Below are 19,355 nucleotides of genomic sequence, written 5' to 3' on the forward strand. Positions count from 1 at the left end.
GAAACCCCTGTACCTACATGTGGTTATGGGTTGCATAACGTTGTGTTGGGGCATACCGTCGTCGCATGAGCTCGTCCCGACCGACCACCACTCGCCCGGCCCCGCCGGCGATGCGCTGTCGCTGTCCGCGCTGACCGCTCCCTCGACCCGCACCTCCTCGTGGCGGCGACCCCGGTGGTCGCGCCCTCCCCGAACGCACCCCGATCCCCCACCGAAGGACCTCCCGTGACCGTCATCGCCCGACCCCGGACCCTCCCGACCACGCACGTCGCCGGGCCGCTCGCCACCGCGCGCCGGCTCGCCGCCGACGACACCCTCTGGCGCCCGCACCTCGACTTCGACCCCGTGAGCCGCTACTACCGACGCCTCCTCGCGACCGGCGAGCACGAGGCCTGGCTGCTCACCTGGCTCCCCGGGCAGGGCACGCCGTGGCACGACCACGGCGGCAGCGCCGGCGCCTTCGTCGTCCTCCAGGGCGCACTCGTCGAGCGCACCGCACGGCACGGGCTGGTCCGCGGCCCACGGCGCATCCACGGCCGCGGCGCCACCCACGCGTTCGGGCCGGAGTACGTCCACCGCGTGACCAACGAGGGCTCCGACCCCGCGGTCTCGCTGCACGTGTACGCCCCGCGGCTGGCCTCGATGACCGACTACGAGGAGGATGACGGCGTGCTCGCGCCCACCCTCGTCCGGACGGCGGAGGCCTGGTGACCAGCCGGGTCGACCTCCTCCTGTCAGCGGCCCGGGCCCGCCTCGACCGGCTGTCCCCGGAGCAGGCGGCCGCCGAGATCCGTTCCGGGGCAGCGGTTCTCGTCGACATCCGGCCCGCCGCCCAGCGTGCGGAGCAGGGCGAGCCCGACGGCGCGCTCGTCGTCGAGCGCAACGTCCTCGAGTGGCGCTTCGACCCGACGAACGACGCCGCCCTGCCGATCGCCGCGGACGACCTGCGCGTCGTCGTCATCTGCCAGGAGGGCTACACGTCCTCGCTCGCGGCCGCGGCGCTGCGCGACGTCGGCGTGCACCGGGCGACCGACGTCGACGGCGGGTTCGCCGCCTGGCGCGCGGCCGGGCTCCCGACGACCCCGGGCCGGGCGGTCAGCCCCCGCTGACCGGCCGGAGCGCGGCGAGCAGCACCATGTCGCACCACGCGCCGCCGATCCGGTGGTGGTCGCGCAGCAGGCCCTCGCAGACGTAGCCGGCCCGCTCGGCCGTGCGGAGGGAGGCCACGTTCCACGGCTCCACGTACAGCTCGACCCGGTGCGCGACCTCGAGGGTCCACGCGAACGCGGTCAGGGCCCGGAGCGCGTCCCCCGCCAGGCCGTGACCGCGGCGGCCCGGGGCGATGGTGTACCCACCCCGGAACCGGCCGTGGCCGAGGTCGTCGACCCACAGACCCGCGGTGCCGACGGCGGCGGAGTCGTCGGTGAGGGCCACGCAGAAGCTGAAGCCGCGCCCCTCGGCGAGCCGTCCGTGCTGGCGCCCGATGTAGGCCAGCGCCGCCGCCTCGTCCGCGTCGGCGGGCAGCGTCGAGATCCGCGGGACGTACGGGTCGGTCGCGAGGTCGAGCACCATCGGGAGGTCGGTGTCCCGGAACGCCCGCAGGCGCACGCGGCCGGCCACCGGGTCGGTGGCCGGCCAGCGCAGCGGCGTCACCGGCGGGTGACCCGCACGTGGGCCTGGTGGCCGTCGCCGACCGTGACGACCGAGACCCGCTCGCCGTCCGGCGCGAGGAGCGGCTCGACCTGCGCGGCGAGGGTCTCCGCCGCGACGAGGTCGCCGTGCGCCTCGACCGCGGCCTCGACCTCGGCGTCGCCGGAGACCTCGAGGTGGATGCGGTCGGAGACCTCGAGCCCGGCGTCCTTGCGGGCCTGCTGCACCGCGCGGACGAGGTCGCGGGCGATGCCCTCGCGGGCCAGCGCGGGGGTGACCTCGGTGTCGAGGACGACGAAGCCGCCGCCGGGGAGCATGGCGGTGGCCAGCGAGCCACCGCTGCCGCCCTCGACGACCGTCTCGAGCGAGTACTCGCCCTCGACGAGCGCCAGCCCGCCGGCCGTCACCGTGCCGTCCTCGGCCACCGACCAGTCGCCGGACTTCGAGCCCTTGATGGCGGTCTGCACGTCGCGGCCGAGGCGCGGCCCGGCCGCGCGCGCGTTGACCGTGAGCCGCTGGCTGATGCCGAAGTCGGACTCGTGCGCCTCGGCGACGTCGAGGACGGTGACGCCCTTGACGTTGAGCTCGTCGCGGACGATCCCGGTGAACGGCTCGAAGCCCGCGGGGTCGGCCGTCACGACGGTCAGCTCGCGCAGCGGCAGGCGCACCCGCAGCCCCTCGGCCTTGCGGAGGGAGGACCCCGTGGAGCACACGGCCCGCACCTGGTCCATCGCCGCGACGAGGGCGTCGTCGGCCGGCAGGTCGTCGGCGGAGGGCCAGTCGGCGAGGTGGACGGACCGGCCGCCGGTGAGCCCCCGCCAGACCTCCTCGGTGAGCAGCGGCAGAAGGGGCGCGGCGACGCGGGTCAGCACCTCGAGCGCCGTGTAGAGGGTGTCGAAGGCCGCCTGGGCCGCTGAGGAGTCACCGGAGCCGGTGTCCCAGAACCGCTCCCGCGACCGGCGGATGTACCAGTTGGTGAGCCCGTCGACGAAGCCGCGCACCGACTCGCACGCGCCGGGCACGTCGTAGGCGTCCATCTGGGTCGTCACCGTGCCGACGAGGTCGTGCAGCTTCGCGAGCACGTAGCGGTCGAGCGGGTCCGTGGACGCCGTGGACCAGCGCGCCTCGTACCCGGCCCCGCCGTTCGCCGCGTTGGCGTACAGCGAGAAGAAGTACCAGCAGTTCCAGAGCGGCAGGATGACCTGGCGCACGCCCTCGCGGATGCCCTCCTCGGTGACGACGAGGTTGCCGCCACGCAGGATCGGGCTGGCCATGAGGAACCAGCGCATCGCGTCGGCGCCGTCGCGGTCGAAGACCTCGCGCACGTCGGGGTAGTTGCGCAGCGACTTCGACATCTTCTGCCCGTCGTTGCCGAGGACGATGCCGTGGCTGATGCACGACGAGAACGCCGGCCGGTCGAAGATGGCGGTCGCGAGGATGTGCAGCGTGTAGAACCAGCCGCGGGTCTGGCCGATGTACTCGACGATGAAGTCGGCCGGGAAGTGCGCGTCCTCGCTCTCCGTGCCGGCGAACCAGTCGGCGTTCTCGAACGGGTAGTGCACCTGCGCGTAGGACATCGAGCCGGAGTCGAACCAGACGTCGAGGACGTCGCTGACGCGGCGCATCGTCGAGCGGCCGGTGGGGTCGTCGGGGTTGGGGCGGGTCAGCTCGTCGACGAAGGGCCGGTGCAGGTCGGGGTTGCCCTCGCGGTCGCGCGGGAGGTCGCCGAAGTCGGCCTCCATCTGCTCGAACGAGCCGTAGACGTCGACGCGCGGGTACGCGGGGTCGTCGGACTTCCACACGGGAACCGGGCTGCCCCAGAAGCGGTTCCGCGTGATCGACCAGTCGCGGGCATTCTCGACCCACTTGCCGAACTGGCCGTCCTTGACGTGCTCGGGCACCCAGGTGATCTGCTGGTTGAGCTCGGCCATCCGGTCCTTGAACGCGGTGACCTCGACGAACCAGGACTCGACGCCCTTGTAGATGAGGGGCTCGCGGCAGCGCCAGCAGTGCGGGTAGCTGTGGTCGTAGGACTCGCGGCGTAGCAGCACCGTCCCGGGCGACACCGACCCGGTCGGCCCCTCGCCGCGGGTGGCCGCCCGGAGGTGGTCGATGACGAGCGCGTTGGCGTCGAAGACCTGGACGCCCTCGTAGTCGGTGACGGGCGCGGTGAACCGGCCGTCCTTGCCGACCGGCATGACCGCCTCGATGCCCTCGCGGTCGGTGACCTCCTTGTCGACCTCGCCGAAGGCGCCGGCCGTGTGCACGACGCCCGTGCCGTCGGTGGTGGTCACGGCGTCGTCGGCGGCGACGATGCGGAACGCGTTCTCGTGGCCGGCGTAGTACGAGAAGGGCGGGGTGTAGGTGCGCCCGACGAGCTCGGACCCCTTGTAGCGCCCGACGACCGCGAACTCGCCCTCGGCGGAGGCCAGCTCGCGCTTGTGGGCCTCCAGCCGCGCCTCGGCGAGGACGTAGCGCGCGGTGCGTTCCGTGCCCGGCACCGGGGCCTCGACGACGACGTAGTCGATGTCGGAGCCGACCATCGCCGCGAGGTTGCTCGGCAGCGTCCACGGCGTCGTCGTCCAGACGAGGAGGTGCGCGCCGTCGAGCACCGGGTCGGTGCCGGTGTCGTCGAGCAGGTAGCCGACGGTGACCGACGGGTCCTGCCGGTTCTGGTAGACCTCGTCGTCCATCCGCAGCTCGTGGTTGGACAGCGGCGTCTCGTCGTTCCAGCAGTAGGGCAGCACGCGGAAGCCCTCGTAGACGTACCCCTTGTCGTACAGGGACTTGAAGGCCCAGATGACCGACTCCATGTAGTCGGCGTTCATCGTGCGGTAGTCGTTGTCGAAGTCGACCCAGCGGGCCTGCCGGGTGACGTACTCGCGCCACTCGCCCGTGTACTTCATCACCGAGTCGCGGCAGGCGGCGTTGAACTTCTCGATGCCGAGCTCGAGGATCTCGTCGGTGGTCTTGATGCCGTTGAGGCGCATCGCCTCCAGCTCGGCGGGCAGGCCGTGGGTGTCCCAGCCGAAGCGGCGCTCGACGCGGCGGCCGCGCATCGTCTGGTACCGGGGCACGACGTCCTTGACGTAGCCGGTCAGCAGGTGGCCGTAGTGCGGCAGGCCGTTGGCGAAGGGCGGGCCGTCGTAGAAGACGAACTCGTTCTCGCCGCGCTCGCCGGGGTCGCGCTGGTCGATCGAGGCCTGGAACGTGCCGTCGGCCGCCCAGTGCGAGAGCACCGCCTCCTCGACCTCGGGGAGGCGGGGGCTCGCGGGGACGCCGAAGGCCGCACCGGTGTGGTCGCCGGTGGTGGACACCCTGGGGTAGGTCATGGCGGTGCTGCTCCTGCGGGTCGTCGACTCGTTCCTCACGAGGACGACGGGCCCGGCCGCTCGCCGGGCACCTCCGCGGTACCACCTCGCTTGCCGCCCCGGAGGACGACCGCTCTTGCACCAGGTCGTGACGTGACCCCGACGTCCGGTTCTACTGGGGCCACCCGGGGGCGGCCCGTTCTTCCGGAGGCTCGCCGCTGATGACGGCTCGAACGCCTGTGCCCGGGAGTCTACCGGGGCGGACGCGCGGTTCCGACCGGGTTCCCGAGGAGGTAGCATCGCGGCGTCGCCCGTGACGGGCGGCACCCACACGCACCTGTCTGGGGGAAGCCGGTCCGAGTCCGGCACTGTCCCGCAGCCGTAGGTCACCCGCGAGGGTGGCGAGTCGGAATGCCCATCAGGCGCGAGCGGCTCCATCAACCCGTCGAGGAACGCGGGGCGGAGCCCGAGTGCCGGGGTTCCGGTGGTTCGGGCGTCGTCCCGAACCGCTCAGGAAGGCCCCATGTCCCCCACCACGCTCCGCCCCGGCGCCCGCGCGCTCGGTGCCCTGCTCACGGCCGTCGTGCTCGTGGGCGCCCCCTCGGCCGCTCTCGCCGACGACGCCACGCCGACGCCCACCGCGAGCGGCTCCCCCTCCCCGAGCGCCACCGACGCCTCGACGCCCACCCCGAGCGCGACGCCCACGCAGACCCCCGGCGACGAGCCGACCCCCTCGGCCACCGTCACGCCGGCGCCCACCGCGACCGCCCCGGCCCCCGCCCGCCCGGCGACGACGGCCCCCGTGCGGGCCCAGGTGCTCCCGGGTCCGGCCGAGCCCGAGACCCAGGCGGCCTCGGACTTCATCGCCCGCACCCTCGCGCAGTACGGCGACCACTACGTGTACCCCGACGGGGCGGGCGCCCTCGACCCCTCGGGCTACCCGGACCACGGCAACACGATCGACGCGATGATCGCGCTCACCGCCGCCGGGGCCCACCCCGACCAGGTCGCGCGCTCGCTCGCGTGGCTCGAGTCCACCGTCGGCTCGTACACCGGCGCCGACTTCGGCGCGTCCTACGTGGGCGCGACGGCCAAGGCGCTCATCGGAGTCGTCGTGGCCGGGGGCGACCCCCGGGACGTCGACGGCACGGACCTCGTCGCCCAGCTGGAGGCCCTGCGCACCCCGACCGGGCGGTTCAGCGACACCGGCGGGGACGACTACACGATCACCCTGACCCAGGCCCTGGCGCTGCTCGCCCTCGACCGCGCGGGTCGGCCGGTCACCACCCCGTCGATCGAGCTCCTCCTCGACCAGCAGTGCGGTGACGGCGGGTTCCGCAGCGCCATCGGTGGTACGACCTGCGTCAGCGACCCCGACGCCACCGCCTTCGCGGCCCAGGCCCTCCTCTCGCTCGACGACACCCTCCTCTGCTGGGGCGACGTCGACGGCACCCGGGCGGCGGCCGCGGCCGGTGCCGAGCGGGCCCTCGACCACCTGGCCGCGGCGCAGGACGCGTCGGGCGGCCTCGAGAGTGCCGACGGCATCCTCAGCGCGAACACCGCGGGCGTCGCCGGCCAGGCCTTCCTCGCCGACGGACGGAGCGCGGAGGCTGCCGACGCGGCGGCCTTCGTCGCCACGCTCCAGTACGGACCCACCGCGCCCGCGGCGCTGCGCGGCGGGATCGCCAAGTCCGACGGCGACCGCTCGACGACCGTTCCGGCCGACACTGACCTGCGCGCGACGCCGCAGGCCGCCCTGCTGCTGGCCGGTGGCGACCTCCTCGACACCCTCGCGGAGGGCTCCGAGCCCGCACCGCCCGCGACCGTCTGCCCGGCGCAGCCGACGAGCACGCCGACGACCACCCCCACGTCGGGCACGGACCCGAGCACGACCGCGCCGGCCGGCGACGGCGGCTCGACCCCGAGCACGCCCGTCGCGGCCGCCCCGGCGGGGGCGCTGGCCCAGACCGGCACCGACCCGCTGCTGCCGGTGCTCCTCGGGTTCGCGCTCGTGCTGCTCGGCGCCGTCGCGGTCGTGGCCTCCCGACGCCGGGGGGCGCACGCCTGATGCGCCGCCTCCTCGCCCGTCTCTGCGGTGCCGTCGCGGCGCTGGGCCTGGCCGGTGCCGGGCTCGCCGTCGTGGCGGCCCCGGCCCAGGCAGCGGCCTGCTCGGGGTCCACCGGCGTCACGGTCGTCATCGACACCGGCTCGTCGTCGAGCACGTCGTGCGCCTCGAGCGGCGGCACCGCCATGGCGGTGCTGAAGTCCGTGGCCACGGTCGTCAGCCCCCAACAGTTCCCCGGCTCGGTCGTCTGCCGCATCAACGGCACACCGGCGAGCGACCCGTGCGTCCGGATGCCCCCGGCCTCGGCCTACTGGGGGTTCTTCCACGCCCCCCGCGGCGGGTCGTGGACCTACAGCAGCACGGGCGTCGCCTCGTACACGCCGGCCGCGGGCACGGTCATCGGCTTCCGGTTCGGCTCCGGCCAGCAGCCGCGCACCGCGCCGCCGGCCACGGCCTCGAGCCCGGCCCCGAAGCCGACGACGAAGCCCAAGCCGACCCCGACTCCCGCTCCGAAGAAGCCCACGGCCAAGCCGCGGCCGACCGGTGCCGGCGCGACGGCCGGTTCGTCGGGCGCCACTGCCGCGCGCCCGGGCGCCACCGGCGCCGCGCCGTCGGGCAGTGCGTCGCCGTCCGCCCCGGCCGGCGCGTCCCCGAGCCCCTCCTCGACGCTCGCCCCCACCGGGTCGCCGTCCGCGACCCCCGGCGACGGCACGACGACGCTCGCCTCGGAGCCGACGTCCACCGAGGCCCGGGGGTCCGGCGCCGGCACGCTGCTCGCCGGAGGTGCCCTCGTGCTGCTCGTCGCCGGTGGTGCGGGCGTCGCCGCCTGGCGCCGTCGCGGCTGACCCGGCTGGGATGATGCCCCGGTGACCCGTCCGCTCCCCCGTGCCGTCCACCCGGCGGCGTGGTGGGGCTGGGCGGTCGGGCTCGCCGTGGCCGTCAGCACGACGACCAACCCGCTCCTGCTGCTGCTCGCCCTGGCCGTCACGTCGCTCGTCGTCGCCGCCCGCCGGGGGTCCTCCCCGTGGGCGCGGGCCTTCCGGCTCTACCTCTGGCTCGGGATGGCGATCGTCGCCGTCCGGCTCGTGCTCCACGTCCTCGTGGGGCTCAAGGTCGGCTCGACGCTGCTCCTGCCGCTGCCCGAGGCGAGGTTGCCGTCGTGGGCGGCGGGCATCCAGCTCGGTGGCGACGTGTACCTCGAGGGGCTGCTGGGGGCGGCGCTGCTCGGCCTGCGGCTGGCCGTCATCATCGCCTGCATCGGCGCGGCGAACGCGCTGGCCAACCCCAAGCGCCTGCTGCGGAGCCTGCCGAGCGCGCTCCACGAGGTCGGGGCCGCCGTCGTCGTGTCGGTGTCCGTGGCGCCGCAGCTCGCCGAGTCGGTGCAGCGGGTCCGCCGGGCCCGTCAGCTGCGCGGCGACGGCGGGCGCGGGCTGCGGGCCGTGCGACGCATCGCCCTCCCGGTCCTCGAGGACACCCTCGAGCGCTCGCTGCTGCTCGCGGCGGCGATGGACTCGCGCGGGTACGGGCGGTCCGGCGCGGCGCCGGAGCGCGAACGGAGGCTCACCGGGGCGGTCGTGCTCGTCGGGCTGCTCGCCTGCGCCATCGGCCTCTACGGCGTCCTCGACGCCACCACGCCGGCCCTCCTCGGCACGCCGACCCTCGTCGTCGGGCTCGCGCTGTCGGCGCTCGGCCTGTGGCTCGGGGGCCGGCACGTGCGCACGACGACGTACCGGCCCGACCCGTGGCGCGGCGCGGAGTGGCTGACCCTCGGCTCCGGGGTCCTCGCGGCCGCCGCCACGACCGTCGTGGCCCGGACCGCCCCGGACGCCCTCGCCATGCCGCTCGACCCGCTCGGCGTGCCGGCCCTGCCGCTGGTCGCCGTCGCCGGGCTCCTCGTCGCGGCGCTGCCGGCCGTCCTCACCCCGGAGCCGCCGCGCCCGGCGCCCCGGGTCGTCGTGCGCGGGGCCGTGGGGGTGGCGGCGTGAGCGAGCACGCGGTCGTCCTCGAGTCGGTGTCGGTCGTGCCGGCCGGTGCCGAGGGTCCCGTCCTGCGCGACGTCGACCTCGTCGTCGAGGAGGGCGAGCTCGCGCTCGTCGTCGGACGCACCGGGTCGGGCAAGTCGACCCTGCTCGGCGCGATGTGCGGGCGGGTCCCGCACTTCACGGGCGGGACGCTGCACGGCCGCGTGCTCGTCCACGGCCGCGACACGCGTGAGCACCGCCCCCGCGACCTCGCCGACCTCGTCGGGGTCGTCGGGCAGGACCCGCTCGCCGGCTTCGTCACCGACACGGTCGAGGAGGAGCTGGCCTACGGGATGGAGCAGCTCGGCCTGCCAGCCGCGACGATGCGCAAGCGGGTCGAGGAGACGCTCGACGTCCTCGGCATCCCCGAGCTGCGTGGCGCCGCCCTGCGCGAGCTGTCCGGTGGGCAGCAGCAGCGGGTGGCCATCGGGTCCGTGCTCACCGCCCACCCGCGGGTCATCCTCCTCGACGAGCCGACCTCGGCCCTCGACCCCACCGGCGCCGAGGAGGTGCTCGCGACGATCACGCGGCTCGTGCACGACCTCGCCGTCACCGTCGTCGTCGCCGAGCACCGCGTCGAGCGGGTGCTGCACTACGCCGACCGGGTCGTCCACGTGGCGGTCGACGGCACGGTCACGGTGGGGGCGCCGGCCGGGGTCATGGCGACGAGCGACATCGCGCCGCCGGTCGTCGAGCTCGGCCGCTGGGCCGGATGGACGCCGCTGCCGCTGTCGGTGCGCGACGCCCGGCGGGCCGCCCGGGGGCTGCGCGAGCGGCTGGCCACCACCTCCGGGTCCGGGCCCGACGACGTGCCGGGCCCGGACGGCGCGCGCGACCCGTCCAACAATCGACACATTCGTCGAAAGATGGACGACCCCCACCCCACCGAACCGTCCAACAATCGACACATTCGTCGAAAGATGTCGACGGCCACGTCCGCGCCGTCGGTCGTGCCGGTGCTGCAGGCGTCCGGGGTCGTCGTCCGGCACCCCGGCGACGTCGTCGCGGTGGCCGGGGTCGACCTCGACCTGCACGCCGGCGAGGTCACCGCGCTCATGGGGCGCAACGGGTCCGGCAAGTCCTCGTTGCTCTGGGCCCTCCAGGGCAGCGGCGCGACCGCGGCCGGTCGGGTGCGGGTCGGTGGCCCGACCACGCCGGCCGTCGACCCCGCCGCCCTCGACCCCGTCGAGCGCCGGGCCCGCGTCGGCCTGGTGCCGCAGAGCGCCACCGACCTGCTCTACCTCGACTCCGTCGGCGCCGAGTGCGCCCAGGCCGACCACGAGAGCACCGTCCCGGCCGGCACCTGCGCGGCGCTGCTCGCCCGCCTCGCGCCCGGCGTCCCTGCCGACCGGCACCCCCGCGACCTCTCCGAGGGTCAGAAGCTCGCCCTCGTCCTCGCCGTCCAGCTGACCGCGGACCCGCCCGTGCTCCTCCTCGACGAGCCGACGCGCGGGCTCGACCCCTCCGCCAAGGCCGTGCTCGCCACGACGTTGCGCGACCTCGCCGCGCGCGGCCGGTCGGTCGCCGTCGCCACGCACGACGTCGAGTTCGTCGCCGAGTGCGCCGACCGGGTCGTCGTCATGGCCGCCGGTGAGGTGGTCGCCGACGGCCCGACCGCCGAGGTCGTCGTCTCCTCGCCCGCCTTCGCGCCCCAGGTCGCCAAGGTCCTGGCGCCGGGACCGTGGCTGACCGTCGACGACGTCCGGTCCGCCGCCCCGGGGGTGGCACCGTGACGGCCGCGGCACCCGCGCGGCGCACCGCCGCCGTGGCGCTCCGGCCGCGGTCGGCGGCGGCCGTGGCCCTCGTCAGCGTCGCGGGGCTCGTCGCGTTCGGCTGGCCGCTGCTCGTCACCCCGGGGTCCGGCCTGGCGCACTCGACCGACGCCCCCCTCGTCCTCGCCCTCGTCCTGCCGCTGCTGCTCGCCGTCGTCCTCGCCGAGGTCGCCGAGGGCGGGATGGACGTCAAGGCCGTCGCGATGCTCGGGGTCCTCTCGGCGGTCGGCGCGGCGCTGCGCCCGCTCGGTGCCGGCACGGCCGGGCTCGAGACGGTCTTCTTCCTCCTCGTGCTCGGGGGGCGCGTCTTCGGAGCGGGGTTCGGCTTCGTGCAGGGCGCCGTCACCCTCTTCGCGTCCGCGCTCATCACCGGCGGCGTGGGGCCGTGGCTGCCCTTCCAGATGCTCGGGGCGGCGTGGGTCGGCTGGGGCGCCGGCCTCCTGCCGCGCGCGTCCGGGCGCCGCGAGGTGGCGATGCTCGCCGCGTACGGCGCCTTCGCCGGCCTCGCCTACGGGGCGCTGCTCAACCTCTCGTTCTGGCCGTTCTCGACCGGTCTGGCGGGCGAGCTGTCCTTCGTCGCCGGCGCCCCGCTGCTGGAGAACCTCCACCGCTTCCTCGTCTTCAGCCTCGCGACGAGCCTCGGATGGGACCTCGGCCGCGCGGTGACCAACGTCGTGCTCGTCACCCTCACCGCCCGACCGGTCCTCGGGGCCCTGCGCCGCGCCTCCCGCCGGGCCGCGTTCGGCGCCCCGGTGGCCTTCGCGGACGCCGCAGGTCAGGGCCGGTCGGCGCGCCCGGGGCAAGCCACACCGGAGGGCTTGGCACAATCGCCCCCATGAACCCCCTCGAGCTGGACCGCGACCCCGCCTGGCTGAGCCGCGAGGAGCTCGACTCGGCGCGCGAGAAGCTCCCGATCCTCTACGTCGACGCCGTGCCGGTGCGCGTCGACGAGCGGGGCGAGGTCTCGGCCCTCGGGGTGCTGCTGCGCCTCGACGGGGAGGGCCGGGTCTGCCGCGAGCTCGTGTCCGGCCGGGTGCTGCACCACGAGCGCGTGCGCGATGCGCTGCTGCGGCACATCGAGAAGGACCTCGGGCCGGTGGCCCTCCCCCGCATCCCGGCCTCGCCGCAGCCGTTCACGGTCGCCGAGTACTTCCCGACGCCCGGCGTCACGCCCTTCCACGACCCGCGCCAGCACGCGGTCTCGCTCGCCTACGTGGTGCCGGTCGCCGGCGACTGCGCCCCTCAGAACGACGCCCTCGACCTCACCTGGCTGACGCCGAGCCAGGCGCTCGACCCCGGCATCCAGGCCGAGATGGAACGCGGCCACGGCGTGCTGCTCCGCCAGGCGCTGGCCCACCTCGGCCACTCCGTCTGACCCGCCCGCTCTTCCCCGACCTTGTGGGGGCACATCCGGTGAAACGCCGCAGAAACCGGGTGTCTGGCGGACGGCGGCCCACAAGGTCGGGGTGAGGCACCCCGTTGACGGCCGAGGTCCACCGGACGACAGTGGCCGACATGCCGGAGTTCTCGGGTCTGAACCACGTCTCGCTCAGCGTCACCGACCTCGATGCCAGCCAGCGCTTCTACACCGAGGTGCTCGGGTTCCGCCGCATCCTTGACGTCGGGTACGCCCGCATCTGCATCCACCAGCGCACAAGGTTCGTGCTCGCCCTGGTCCACCACGCCGAGGGCACGGGTGGCCGGTTCAGCGAGCTGGCCACCGGGCTGGACCACCTCGGTCTGGCCGCGCGGGACCGCGACGAGGTCGTCGAGTGGGAGGCCCGGCTCGAGGCAGCGGGTGTGCCCCACAGCCCGATCCAGGACATGCCGCTCGGGTACCACCTGAACTTCCGCGACCCCGACGGCATCGCGCTCGAGCTGCAGGCCCCCACCGCCCAGTACGCCGCCGTACTCGCCGACGTCGCGGCCCAAGAGGTGTCCGACGAGGAGGTCGCCGCCCTCGCGGCACGACTGCTCGGACCACCCGCCTGACCCCCGCGTCCCCGACCTTGTGGGGGCAGGTCCGCTGAATCGGCGCAGAAACCGGGTGTCCGGCGGACGGCGCCCCACAAAGTCGGGGGTCAGCCGGTGAACTTGTCCCGGGTGCGCTGCATGTCCGAGGCGTCGGCCTCGTGCGACTGCTCCGGGGTCGGCGCCGTGCCGCCGAGGCGGGCCGGCACGTACCGCAGCTCGTCGCCGGACAGGGTCGGGTAGGCCGCCTGCTGCGCGTCGAGCTGGGCCTGCATCGCCGCCTTGACCCGCGCCGTGGCCTCCTCGACGTTCTCCCGCCGGCCGATCTCCAGCGGCTCGCCGACGGTGATCGAGATCGGGATGTTGGCCCGGCCCATCCGCTTCGGGAGGTCCTTGGTCCACACCCGCTGCCCACCCCAGATCGTCACCGGCAGCACCGGCACCCCGGCGACCTGGGCCATCTTCACGGCCCCGGGCTTGAACTCCTTGAGCTCGAAGGAGCGCGACATCGTCGCCTCGGGGAAGACCCCGACGATCTCGCCGTCCTTGAGCGCCCGCACGGCGTCCTTGAACGCCTGCCCGCCCTGGTGCCGGTCGACGGGGATGTGGTGCATCCCGCGCATCAGGGGCCCCGAGACCCGGTGCGCGAAGATCGACTTCTTGGCCATGAACCGCACGTAGCGGCGGTGCGGCCAGGCCGGCAGCCCGGCGTACATGAAGTCGAGGTAGGACGTGTGGTTGATCGCCATGACGGCGCCGCCGACCCGCGGCACGTGCTCCTCGCCGGTGATCCTCAGGCGCGCACCCTGGAGGAAGAACAGCGTCTTCGCCGCGTGGATGACGGGCCGGTACACGGGCTCCATGCCCGCAGCCTAGGTCAGTCGTGCCGCGGCGGCTGCCACGCGGTCTGGAAGACCTGGTCGCCGAGGTCGCGCGAGACGATGCGGGCCCGCCCGGGTGGCTGGACCGAGGCCTTGACCCGGCCGATGAGCATCCCCTCGTCGGCGCTGCCGGACAGGAGGATGCCCGGCGACCCGAGGTCGCGGACCGACTGGAGCACGGGCTCGAAGAGCGCCCGCGACGCACCGCCGGTGCGCCGGGTGAGGACGAGGTGCAGGCCGACGTCACCGGCCTGGGCGAGCATCGGCACGAGGGGACGCAGCGGCGAACCGGAGGACGTGACGACGAGGTCGTAGTCGTCGACGAGGAAGTACACCTCGGCCCCGGACCACCACGAACGCGCCCGCAGCTGCTCGGGCGTGACGTCGGGGCCGGGCAGGCGGCTGCGGAGGAAGTCGGCGATGCCCTCGACCGCGGCGACGGTCTGCTCCTCGGTGGTCAGGTACTCGCCGACGTGCGCCTCGGGGAGCTCGCCGAGCAGGCCGCGACGGTAGTCGACGACGAAGAGCTTGGCCTGCTCCGGGGTGTGGAGCCGGGCGACCTCGTGGGCGACGGTGCGCAGGAACGCGGTCTTGCCGCTGTCGCCGTCGCCGAGCAGGTAGAGGTGCGGCTCCTCGGTGAGGTCGAGGCCGATCGGGGCGAGGTTGGCCTCGTCGACACCGAGCAGCAGCCGCCGGTCGTCGGGCCCCGCGAGCGCGCGGACCTCGTCGAGGGTGATCTGCTCGGGCAGCAGGCGCAGCTTCGGGCCGCGAGGCCCCTGCCACGCCGCGTTGACGCGCGTCACGAGGTCCTCGACGCCGTCGCCGAGGTCGTCGACGCTGCCGCGGTCGTCGATGCGCGGGACGGCACCGAGGAAGTGGTGCTTGGTCATCGTCAGGCCGCGGCCGGGGCGCCCCTTCGGGACGTTCGCCGCGACCTTGCGGTCGACCTCGGAGTCGGTGGGGTCGCCGAGCCGCAGCTCGACGCGGGTGCCGAGGACGTCACGGATCTGGTTGCGGAAGTCCATCCAGCGCGAGGTCGTGACGACGAGGTGGACGCCGAAGGTCAGGCCGCGACCGGCGAGCTCGGTGATCTGCGCCTCGAGCTCGTCGAACTCGGCGCGCACCGTGGGCCAGCCGTCGACGACGAGGAAGACGTCGCCGTAGCCGTCGTCGGCCCGGCCCTCGGCCCGGCGCCGCCGGTAGGTCTCGATGGAGTCGATGCCCTGGGTGCGGAAGTAGGACTCGCGGGCGTCGACGATGCCGCGGATCTCGGCGACGAGGCGGCGCACGACCTCGGGCTCGCTGCGGTTGGCCACGCCGGCCACGTGCGCCAGCTTGGCGAGCGGCGTGAACGTGCCGCCGCCGAAGTCGAGGACGTAGACCTGGCTCTCGAGCGGCGTGGTCGTCAGGGCGATCGCGGCGACGACGGTGCGCGCGAAGGTCGAGCGTCCCGAGCGCGGACCGCCGACCACGGCGACGTGGCCGGCCGCCCCGCCGAGCCGCAGCACGTAGAGCTCGCGGCGCTGCTCGAGCGGGCGGTCGACGATGCCGACCGGCAGCACGTAGTCGCCCCGGTCGCGCCACGAGCGGCTGACCAGCCCGAGCTCGGGGTCGGCGACGAGGTCGCGGAAGAGCTGGTCCATCGAGTGCGGGACGTCGAGCGGCGGCAGCCAGACCTGGTGTGCCGGACGCCCCTTGCCCTTCATGCGCGAGACCGCGATGTCGAAGACCGCGCGCTCCTCGGGCGCCTCCGTGGCCGCGACCTCGACCGGCTCGACGCTCCCCCGGCGTCCACCGGTGACGGGCGCGAGCGTGAACGGGAGGATCTCGGTGGACGTGCTCGGGGCGCCGCTCTCGGCGGCCGCCCGGCGACGGCGGCCCTTCGGCGGCCCCGAGACGTAGGCGGCCTTGAACTTCGTCAGCGTCGTCTGGTCGGGCTTGAGGTAGCCCAGCCCCGGCACCGGCGGCAGCTCGTAGGCGTCGGGGACGCCGATGACCGTGCGCGACTCGCCGGCCGAGAAGGTCCGCAGGCCGATGCGGTACGACAGGTGCGACTCGAGGCCGCGCAGGCGCCCCTCCTCGAGGCGCTGCGAGGAGAGCAGCAGGTGCATCGAGAGCGAGCGGCCGAGGCGGCCGATGGCGACGAACAGGTCGGCGAACTCGGGCTTGGCCGCGAGCAGCTCGGAGAACTCGTCGGCGACGATGAGCAGCGCCGGCAGCGGCTCGAGGTCGGCGCCGCCCGCGCGGGCCCGCTCGTAGTCGGTGACGTTGGCGAAGTTGCCGGCCGAGCGGAGCAGCTCCTGGCGGCGGGTCATCTCGCCCTGGAGGGCGTCCTGCATGCGCTCGACGAGGGTGAGCTCCTGGCCGAGGTTGGTGATGACGGCCGAGACGTGCGGCATGTCGGCCATCCCGGCGAACGTCGCACCACCCTTGAAGTCGACGAGGACGAAGTTCAGCGCCTCCGGCGAGTGGGTCATCGCGAGCGCGAGCACGAGGGTGCGCAGCAGCTCGGACTTGCCGGAGCCGGTGGCGCCGATGACGAGGCCGTGCGGCCCCATGCCCTGCTGGGCCGACTCCTTGATGTCGAGGGCGACCGGCAGGCCCTTCTCGTCGACGCCGATCGGCACGCGCAGGCGGTCGCGCTGGAGCCGGGCCCGCCACGCGGACTCGGTGTCGAAGTCGCGGACGTCGCCGGTGCCGAGCAGGTCGACGAGCTCGGTGGAGGCGGTGAGGGCGTCGCGGACCTCGGGCTCGTCGGCGGCGAACCGCGGCGCGAGCCGGCGGGCGGCGGCCTCGGCGCGGGTGGTGGAGACCTGGTCGGCGACGCCGTGGGCCACCCCGCGCGCGAGGCTGATGATCTCGAGCGGTGCGGTGCCGGCGCGGGGCCCACCCTCGGTCCGCGCCCCGACGGCGAGTCGCAGCGTGGTCGGCGAGTCGAGCTCGCCCCACTGCTCGGGCAGGTCGAGGACGGTGACCCCGAGGACGCCGTCGGCGGTGACGACCGGGTTGCCCGGCGGCACGTGGCCGCCGTCGACGACGAGGAGCACGTGCGGCAGCGACGGGCGGTCGGTGGGGCCGAAGCGGGGCCGCTCGACGATCTCCTGGGGCAGCAGCGGCAGCAGGTCGTGGACCGACTCGCCGACGAGGCGCACCGGCCCGACGGCGTCGTGCTCGCGCGGGCTGAGGGCGTGCGGGAGCCACTTGAGCCACTCCCACTCGGCGCGCGCCTCGCGGGAGACGAGGGCCGCGACGACGAGGTCCTCGGGCCCGTGCTGCATCGCCGCCTGGAGGACGACGGAGCGGGCCAGCGAGCGCGCGGGGTCGGCGTCGCCGGTGACCTCGACGTGCGGCCAGGCCCGCAGCGCGACCGAGGCCGGCAGGCCCGGCTGGACGCGGTGCGTGGAGAGCAGGCGGTGCAGCCCCGAGGCCGCGACCGGGTCGAGCTGGGCGAGCGGGGCGGTCTCGGGGGCCTCGAGCTCGAGGCAGAGCGGCTGGGCGGTCGTGCCCATCCGGACCTGGAGGAAGTCGACGTCGGAGGGCTGGCGCTCCCAGACCCGGCTGCCCTCGGCGGCGATGACGGGGAGGGCACCGGGGTCCGGGTAGTCCCAGAGGGCGGCCTCGCGCTGGCGGGCGGCGGCGTCGCGGATGGTCTCGCGGACCTCGGCGAGGTAGGCGAGGTACTCGCGCCGGGCGGCGATGACGCCGGCCCCGTGCTGCTGGCGCTGGCGCACGCCGCTGACCGCGACGAACCCGACGCTGGCGACGAGGAACATCCCGGCCGTGAACCAGGCCCGGGCGCCGTTCTGGGAGAGCGCGACGAAGCCGATGGACCCGAGCGACCCGAGCATCGGCACGGCCTGCATGAGCAGGCCGCTCGCCCCCTCGGACGGGGTGATCTCCGGGGGTGGCTGGAGCGCGATCCGCCCGGTGGGCACCTCCGGTGCCTTCTCGCGGGCGCCGCGCGCGGCCACCGTCATTCCCGTCCCCTCCCGTGTCGTGCTGCCGGACGGGCCCACGGTACCCGTGGATACTGTTCCTCGCGGGCAGTGGCCGCAGCTCGCGGCCACGACGACACGGGGAGGGACGACGGTGGAGCCGACGCACCAGCTGACGCTCGTCGCCGACGAGCGGCGCTACGACCTCGTCGTGCCCGTGGGCACCCGCGTCACCGAGGTGCTCGCGGTCCTCGGCATCTCCTCGAGCGCCGCCCCCAGCTCGGTGGCGACCGCGGCCGGACACGTCTACGGGCCCCAGGACCGCATCGGCGAGGAGCTGCCCACCGGCGCCGTCCTCACGGTGGTCCGCACGACGACGCACCGGCTGCACCGCGAGGTGGTCAGCCTCGGCCGGTCCTCCGCGGCCCCCGGCGCACGAGCCGCCGGACCGTCGTGGGCCGGCGGGTCGCGCTCGGTGGCGGCCCCCGAGCGCCCGGCCGTCTCGCTCGTCGACGACTCCACCCGCCGCCGCGACGAGGTCGACGACGGCGAGGCCACCGTCAGCCGGGCCGCGCTGCACGCCGAGCGCCGCCGTCGTGGGCGTGGCCGCCGACCGCGCCGCCGCGGCCGCGGGCTCGACGCCGGTCCCGCCCTCGTCGTCGGCACCGCGCTCGTCAGCCTCGTCGCGGGCGTGCTCGCGCTCGCCGTGCCGGCGGGCGAGTCCACCGGGCTCCTCGGGTCCACCACCGCGCGCTGGGTGGCCTCGGGCCTGCTGCTCGCCGCCGCGGCCGCGGCCACGCTCCTCACGCCCCGGCACCGGGAGGGCGCCGGGCTGGTCCGCCTCGCGGGCGCCCCCGCGCTCGCCGCGGCGGCCGGCCTCGTCGCACCGCTCGCCGACTCGCCGTCACGGGTCGCGGTGTCGCTCACCGTCGCCGCCGCGCTCGGGGCGGTCGTCACGGCGCTCGCGTCCTCCGACGGCTCCCCCGCCGACCGGGCCGAGCGCACGGCCACGGCCTGCCTCGGCGGGGTCGCGGTGGTCCTCGCGCTCACCGTCCTCACGGGTCTGCCGCTGGCCGCCGCGGCCGCGGTGCTCGTCGGCCTCGCGCCGGTCGTCGTGCGCGCGCTGCCCAGTGCGAGCCTCGACGTCGACCCCACGCAGCTCCTCGACACCGACCGGCTCTCGACCACGGTCTGGTCGGTCCGCGAGCGGCACGCGGCGCGCCGGCGCCGGGTCACCGCCCCCGACGTCCTCGACCGGGTGGCGCAGGCCCGCTCGGTCGTCTCGGTCGGCACCGCCTACCTCGCGCTGCTCGCCGCCGTCGGCGGCTGGGCGCTGGCCCTCACCCCGGCACTGTCCACCATCGCGCCGTGGGCCCGCTGGGCCGTGCTCGCCGGGGCCGCGGTGGCGCTCGGGTACCAGTCGCGCCACGTGCGCGACCGGCTGGCCCGCTACGCGATGCTCGCCGCCGCCGCCTCCCTCACGGTCGCCGGGTCGGTCGCCCTCGTCGACTGGGACGGCGACTGGCGCTGGCCGCTCGTCGGCGTCGGGGTCCTGCTCGGGGTCGTGGGGGTCGTCGCGGCCGTGGCCATCGCCGGCGGCTGGGCCTCGACCCGCCTGTCCCGCCTCGCCGACCGGCTCGAGTCGCTCGCGGTGGTGACCGCGCTGCCCCTCGGCGTGCTCGCCGCCGGAGCCGTGGAGACGCTGCGGCGCCTCACCTCGGGCTGAGGCGAGACGCCGCACGCGTCGTC

General features: G+C 75.3%; 14 protein-coding genes and 1 riboswitch. Of the genes, 10 read left to right on the forward strand and 4 right to left on the reverse strand.

All coding sequences use genetic code 11. The annotated features are described in order from the left end of the window. Positions 1-225 precede the first annotated feature (225 nt). The gene (locus JQN70_RS19770; RefSeq protein WP_307835748.1) at positions 226-711 is read left to right on the forward strand and encodes a cysteine dioxygenase; all 486 of its coding nucleotides are present in this window, start codon (positions 226-228) and stop codon (positions 709-711) included. Next, positions 708-1,109 (forward strand): rhodanese-like domain-containing protein, encoded by a 402-nt coding sequence (locus JQN70_RS01375; protein WP_204129523.1) that lies wholly within the window; start codon positions 708-710, stop codon positions 1,107-1,109. Before JQN70_RS19770 ends, JQN70_RS01375 begins: the two co-directional genes overlap by 4 nt. On the opposite strand, the gene JQN70_RS01380 is transcribed toward JQN70_RS01375, so the two are convergent. Then, the gene (locus JQN70_RS01380) at positions 1,096-1,653 is read right to left on the reverse strand and encodes a GNAT family N-acetyltransferase (protein WP_204129524.1); all 558 of its coding nucleotides are present in this window, start codon (positions 1,651-1,653) and stop codon (positions 1,096-1,098) included. The two genes, JQN70_RS01375 and JQN70_RS01380, sit on opposite strands and share 14 nt — an antisense overlap. Next, on the reverse strand, positions 1,650-4,982 hold the full coding sequence (gene ileS / locus JQN70_RS01385) for an isoleucine--tRNA ligase (protein ID WP_204129525.1): 3,333 nt from the start codon (positions 4,980-4,982) through the stop codon (positions 1,650-1,652). The genes JQN70_RS01380 and ileS overlap by 4 nt, the downstream gene beginning before the upstream one ends. A 323-nt stretch (positions 4,983-5,305) precedes the next feature. Further along, positions 5,306-5,378, forward strand: a riboswitch (cobalamin riboswitch). Between the two features lie 106 nt (positions 5,379-5,484). Here ileS and JQN70_RS01390 point away from each other — a divergent pair. The 7 genes from JQN70_RS01390 (at position 5,485) to JQN70_RS01420 (ending at position 12,811) form a co-directional block, all read left to right on the forward strand. Next, positions 5,485-7,029: a hypothetical protein gene (locus tag JQN70_RS01390; protein WP_204129526.1), complete on the forward strand. Its 1,545-nt coding sequence runs from the start codon at positions 5,485-5,487 to the stop codon at positions 7,027-7,029. Further along, the gene (locus tag JQN70_RS01395) at positions 7,029-7,871 is read left to right on the forward strand and encodes an SCO2322-related protein (protein ID WP_204129527.1); all 843 of its coding nucleotides are present in this window, start codon (positions 7,029-7,031) and stop codon (positions 7,869-7,871) included. Before JQN70_RS01390 ends, JQN70_RS01395 begins: the two co-directional genes overlap by 1 nt. A 21-nt stretch (positions 7,872-7,892) precedes the next feature. Continuing rightward, positions 7,893-9,011 (forward strand): energy-coupling factor transporter transmembrane component T, encoded by a 1,119-nt coding sequence (locus tag JQN70_RS01400; protein ID WP_204129528.1) that lies wholly within the window; start codon positions 7,893-7,895, stop codon positions 9,009-9,011. Then, positions 9,008-10,780, forward strand: a complete 1,773-nt coding sequence (locus tag JQN70_RS01405) for an ABC transporter ATP-binding protein (protein ID WP_204129529.1) — start codon at positions 9,008-9,010, stop codon at positions 10,778-10,780. The genes JQN70_RS01400 and JQN70_RS01405 overlap by 4 nt, the downstream gene beginning before the upstream one ends. After that, positions 10,777-11,658, forward strand: a complete 882-nt coding sequence (locus JQN70_RS01410; RefSeq protein WP_307835749.1) for an ECF transporter S component — start codon at positions 10,777-10,779, stop codon at positions 11,656-11,658. The genes JQN70_RS01405 and JQN70_RS01410 overlap by 4 nt, the downstream gene beginning before the upstream one ends. After that, on the forward strand, positions 11,655-12,194 hold the full coding sequence (locus JQN70_RS01415; RefSeq protein ID WP_204129530.1) for an NUDIX hydrolase family protein: 540 nt from the start codon (positions 11,655-11,657) through the stop codon (positions 12,192-12,194). Before JQN70_RS01410 ends, JQN70_RS01415 begins: the two co-directional genes overlap by 4 nt. Before the next feature lie 140 nt (positions 12,195-12,334). After that, positions 12,335-12,811 carry a VOC family protein gene (locus JQN70_RS01420; protein ID WP_204129531.1) on the forward strand — a complete coding sequence of 159 codons (477 nt, stop codon included), beginning with the start codon at positions 12,335-12,337 and terminating at the stop codon, positions 12,809-12,811. Between the two features lie 89 nt (positions 12,812-12,900). Here the strand turns inward: JQN70_RS01420 and JQN70_RS01425 are convergent, their stop codons facing one another. Together JQN70_RS01425 and eccCa are read right to left on the reverse strand one after the other, a co-directional pair. Next, on the reverse strand, positions 12,901-13,653 hold the full coding sequence (locus tag JQN70_RS01425) for a lysophospholipid acyltransferase family protein (protein ID WP_204129532.1): 753 nt from the start codon (positions 13,651-13,653) through the stop codon (positions 12,901-12,903). A gap of 14 nt (positions 13,654-13,667) precedes the next feature. Further along, positions 13,668-17,648: a type VII secretion protein EccCa gene (eccCa, locus tag JQN70_RS01430; protein WP_204129533.1), complete on the reverse strand. Its 3,981-nt coding sequence runs from the start codon at positions 17,646-17,648 to the stop codon at positions 13,668-13,670. 112 nt (positions 17,649-17,760) lie between these two features. On the opposite strand from eccCa, the gene JQN70_RS01435 reads away from it, so the two are divergent. Beyond that, positions 17,761-19,332 (forward strand): hypothetical protein, encoded by a 1,572-nt coding sequence (locus JQN70_RS01435; protein ID WP_204129534.1) that lies wholly within the window; start codon positions 17,761-17,763, stop codon positions 19,330-19,332. Positions 19,333-19,355 lie beyond the last annotated feature (23 nt).

It is taken from the genome of Phycicoccus sonneratiae (genome assembly GCF_016887965.1).
GTDB lineage: Bacteria > Actinomycetota > Actinomycetes > Actinomycetales > Dermatophilaceae > Phycicoccus > Phycicoccus sonneratiae.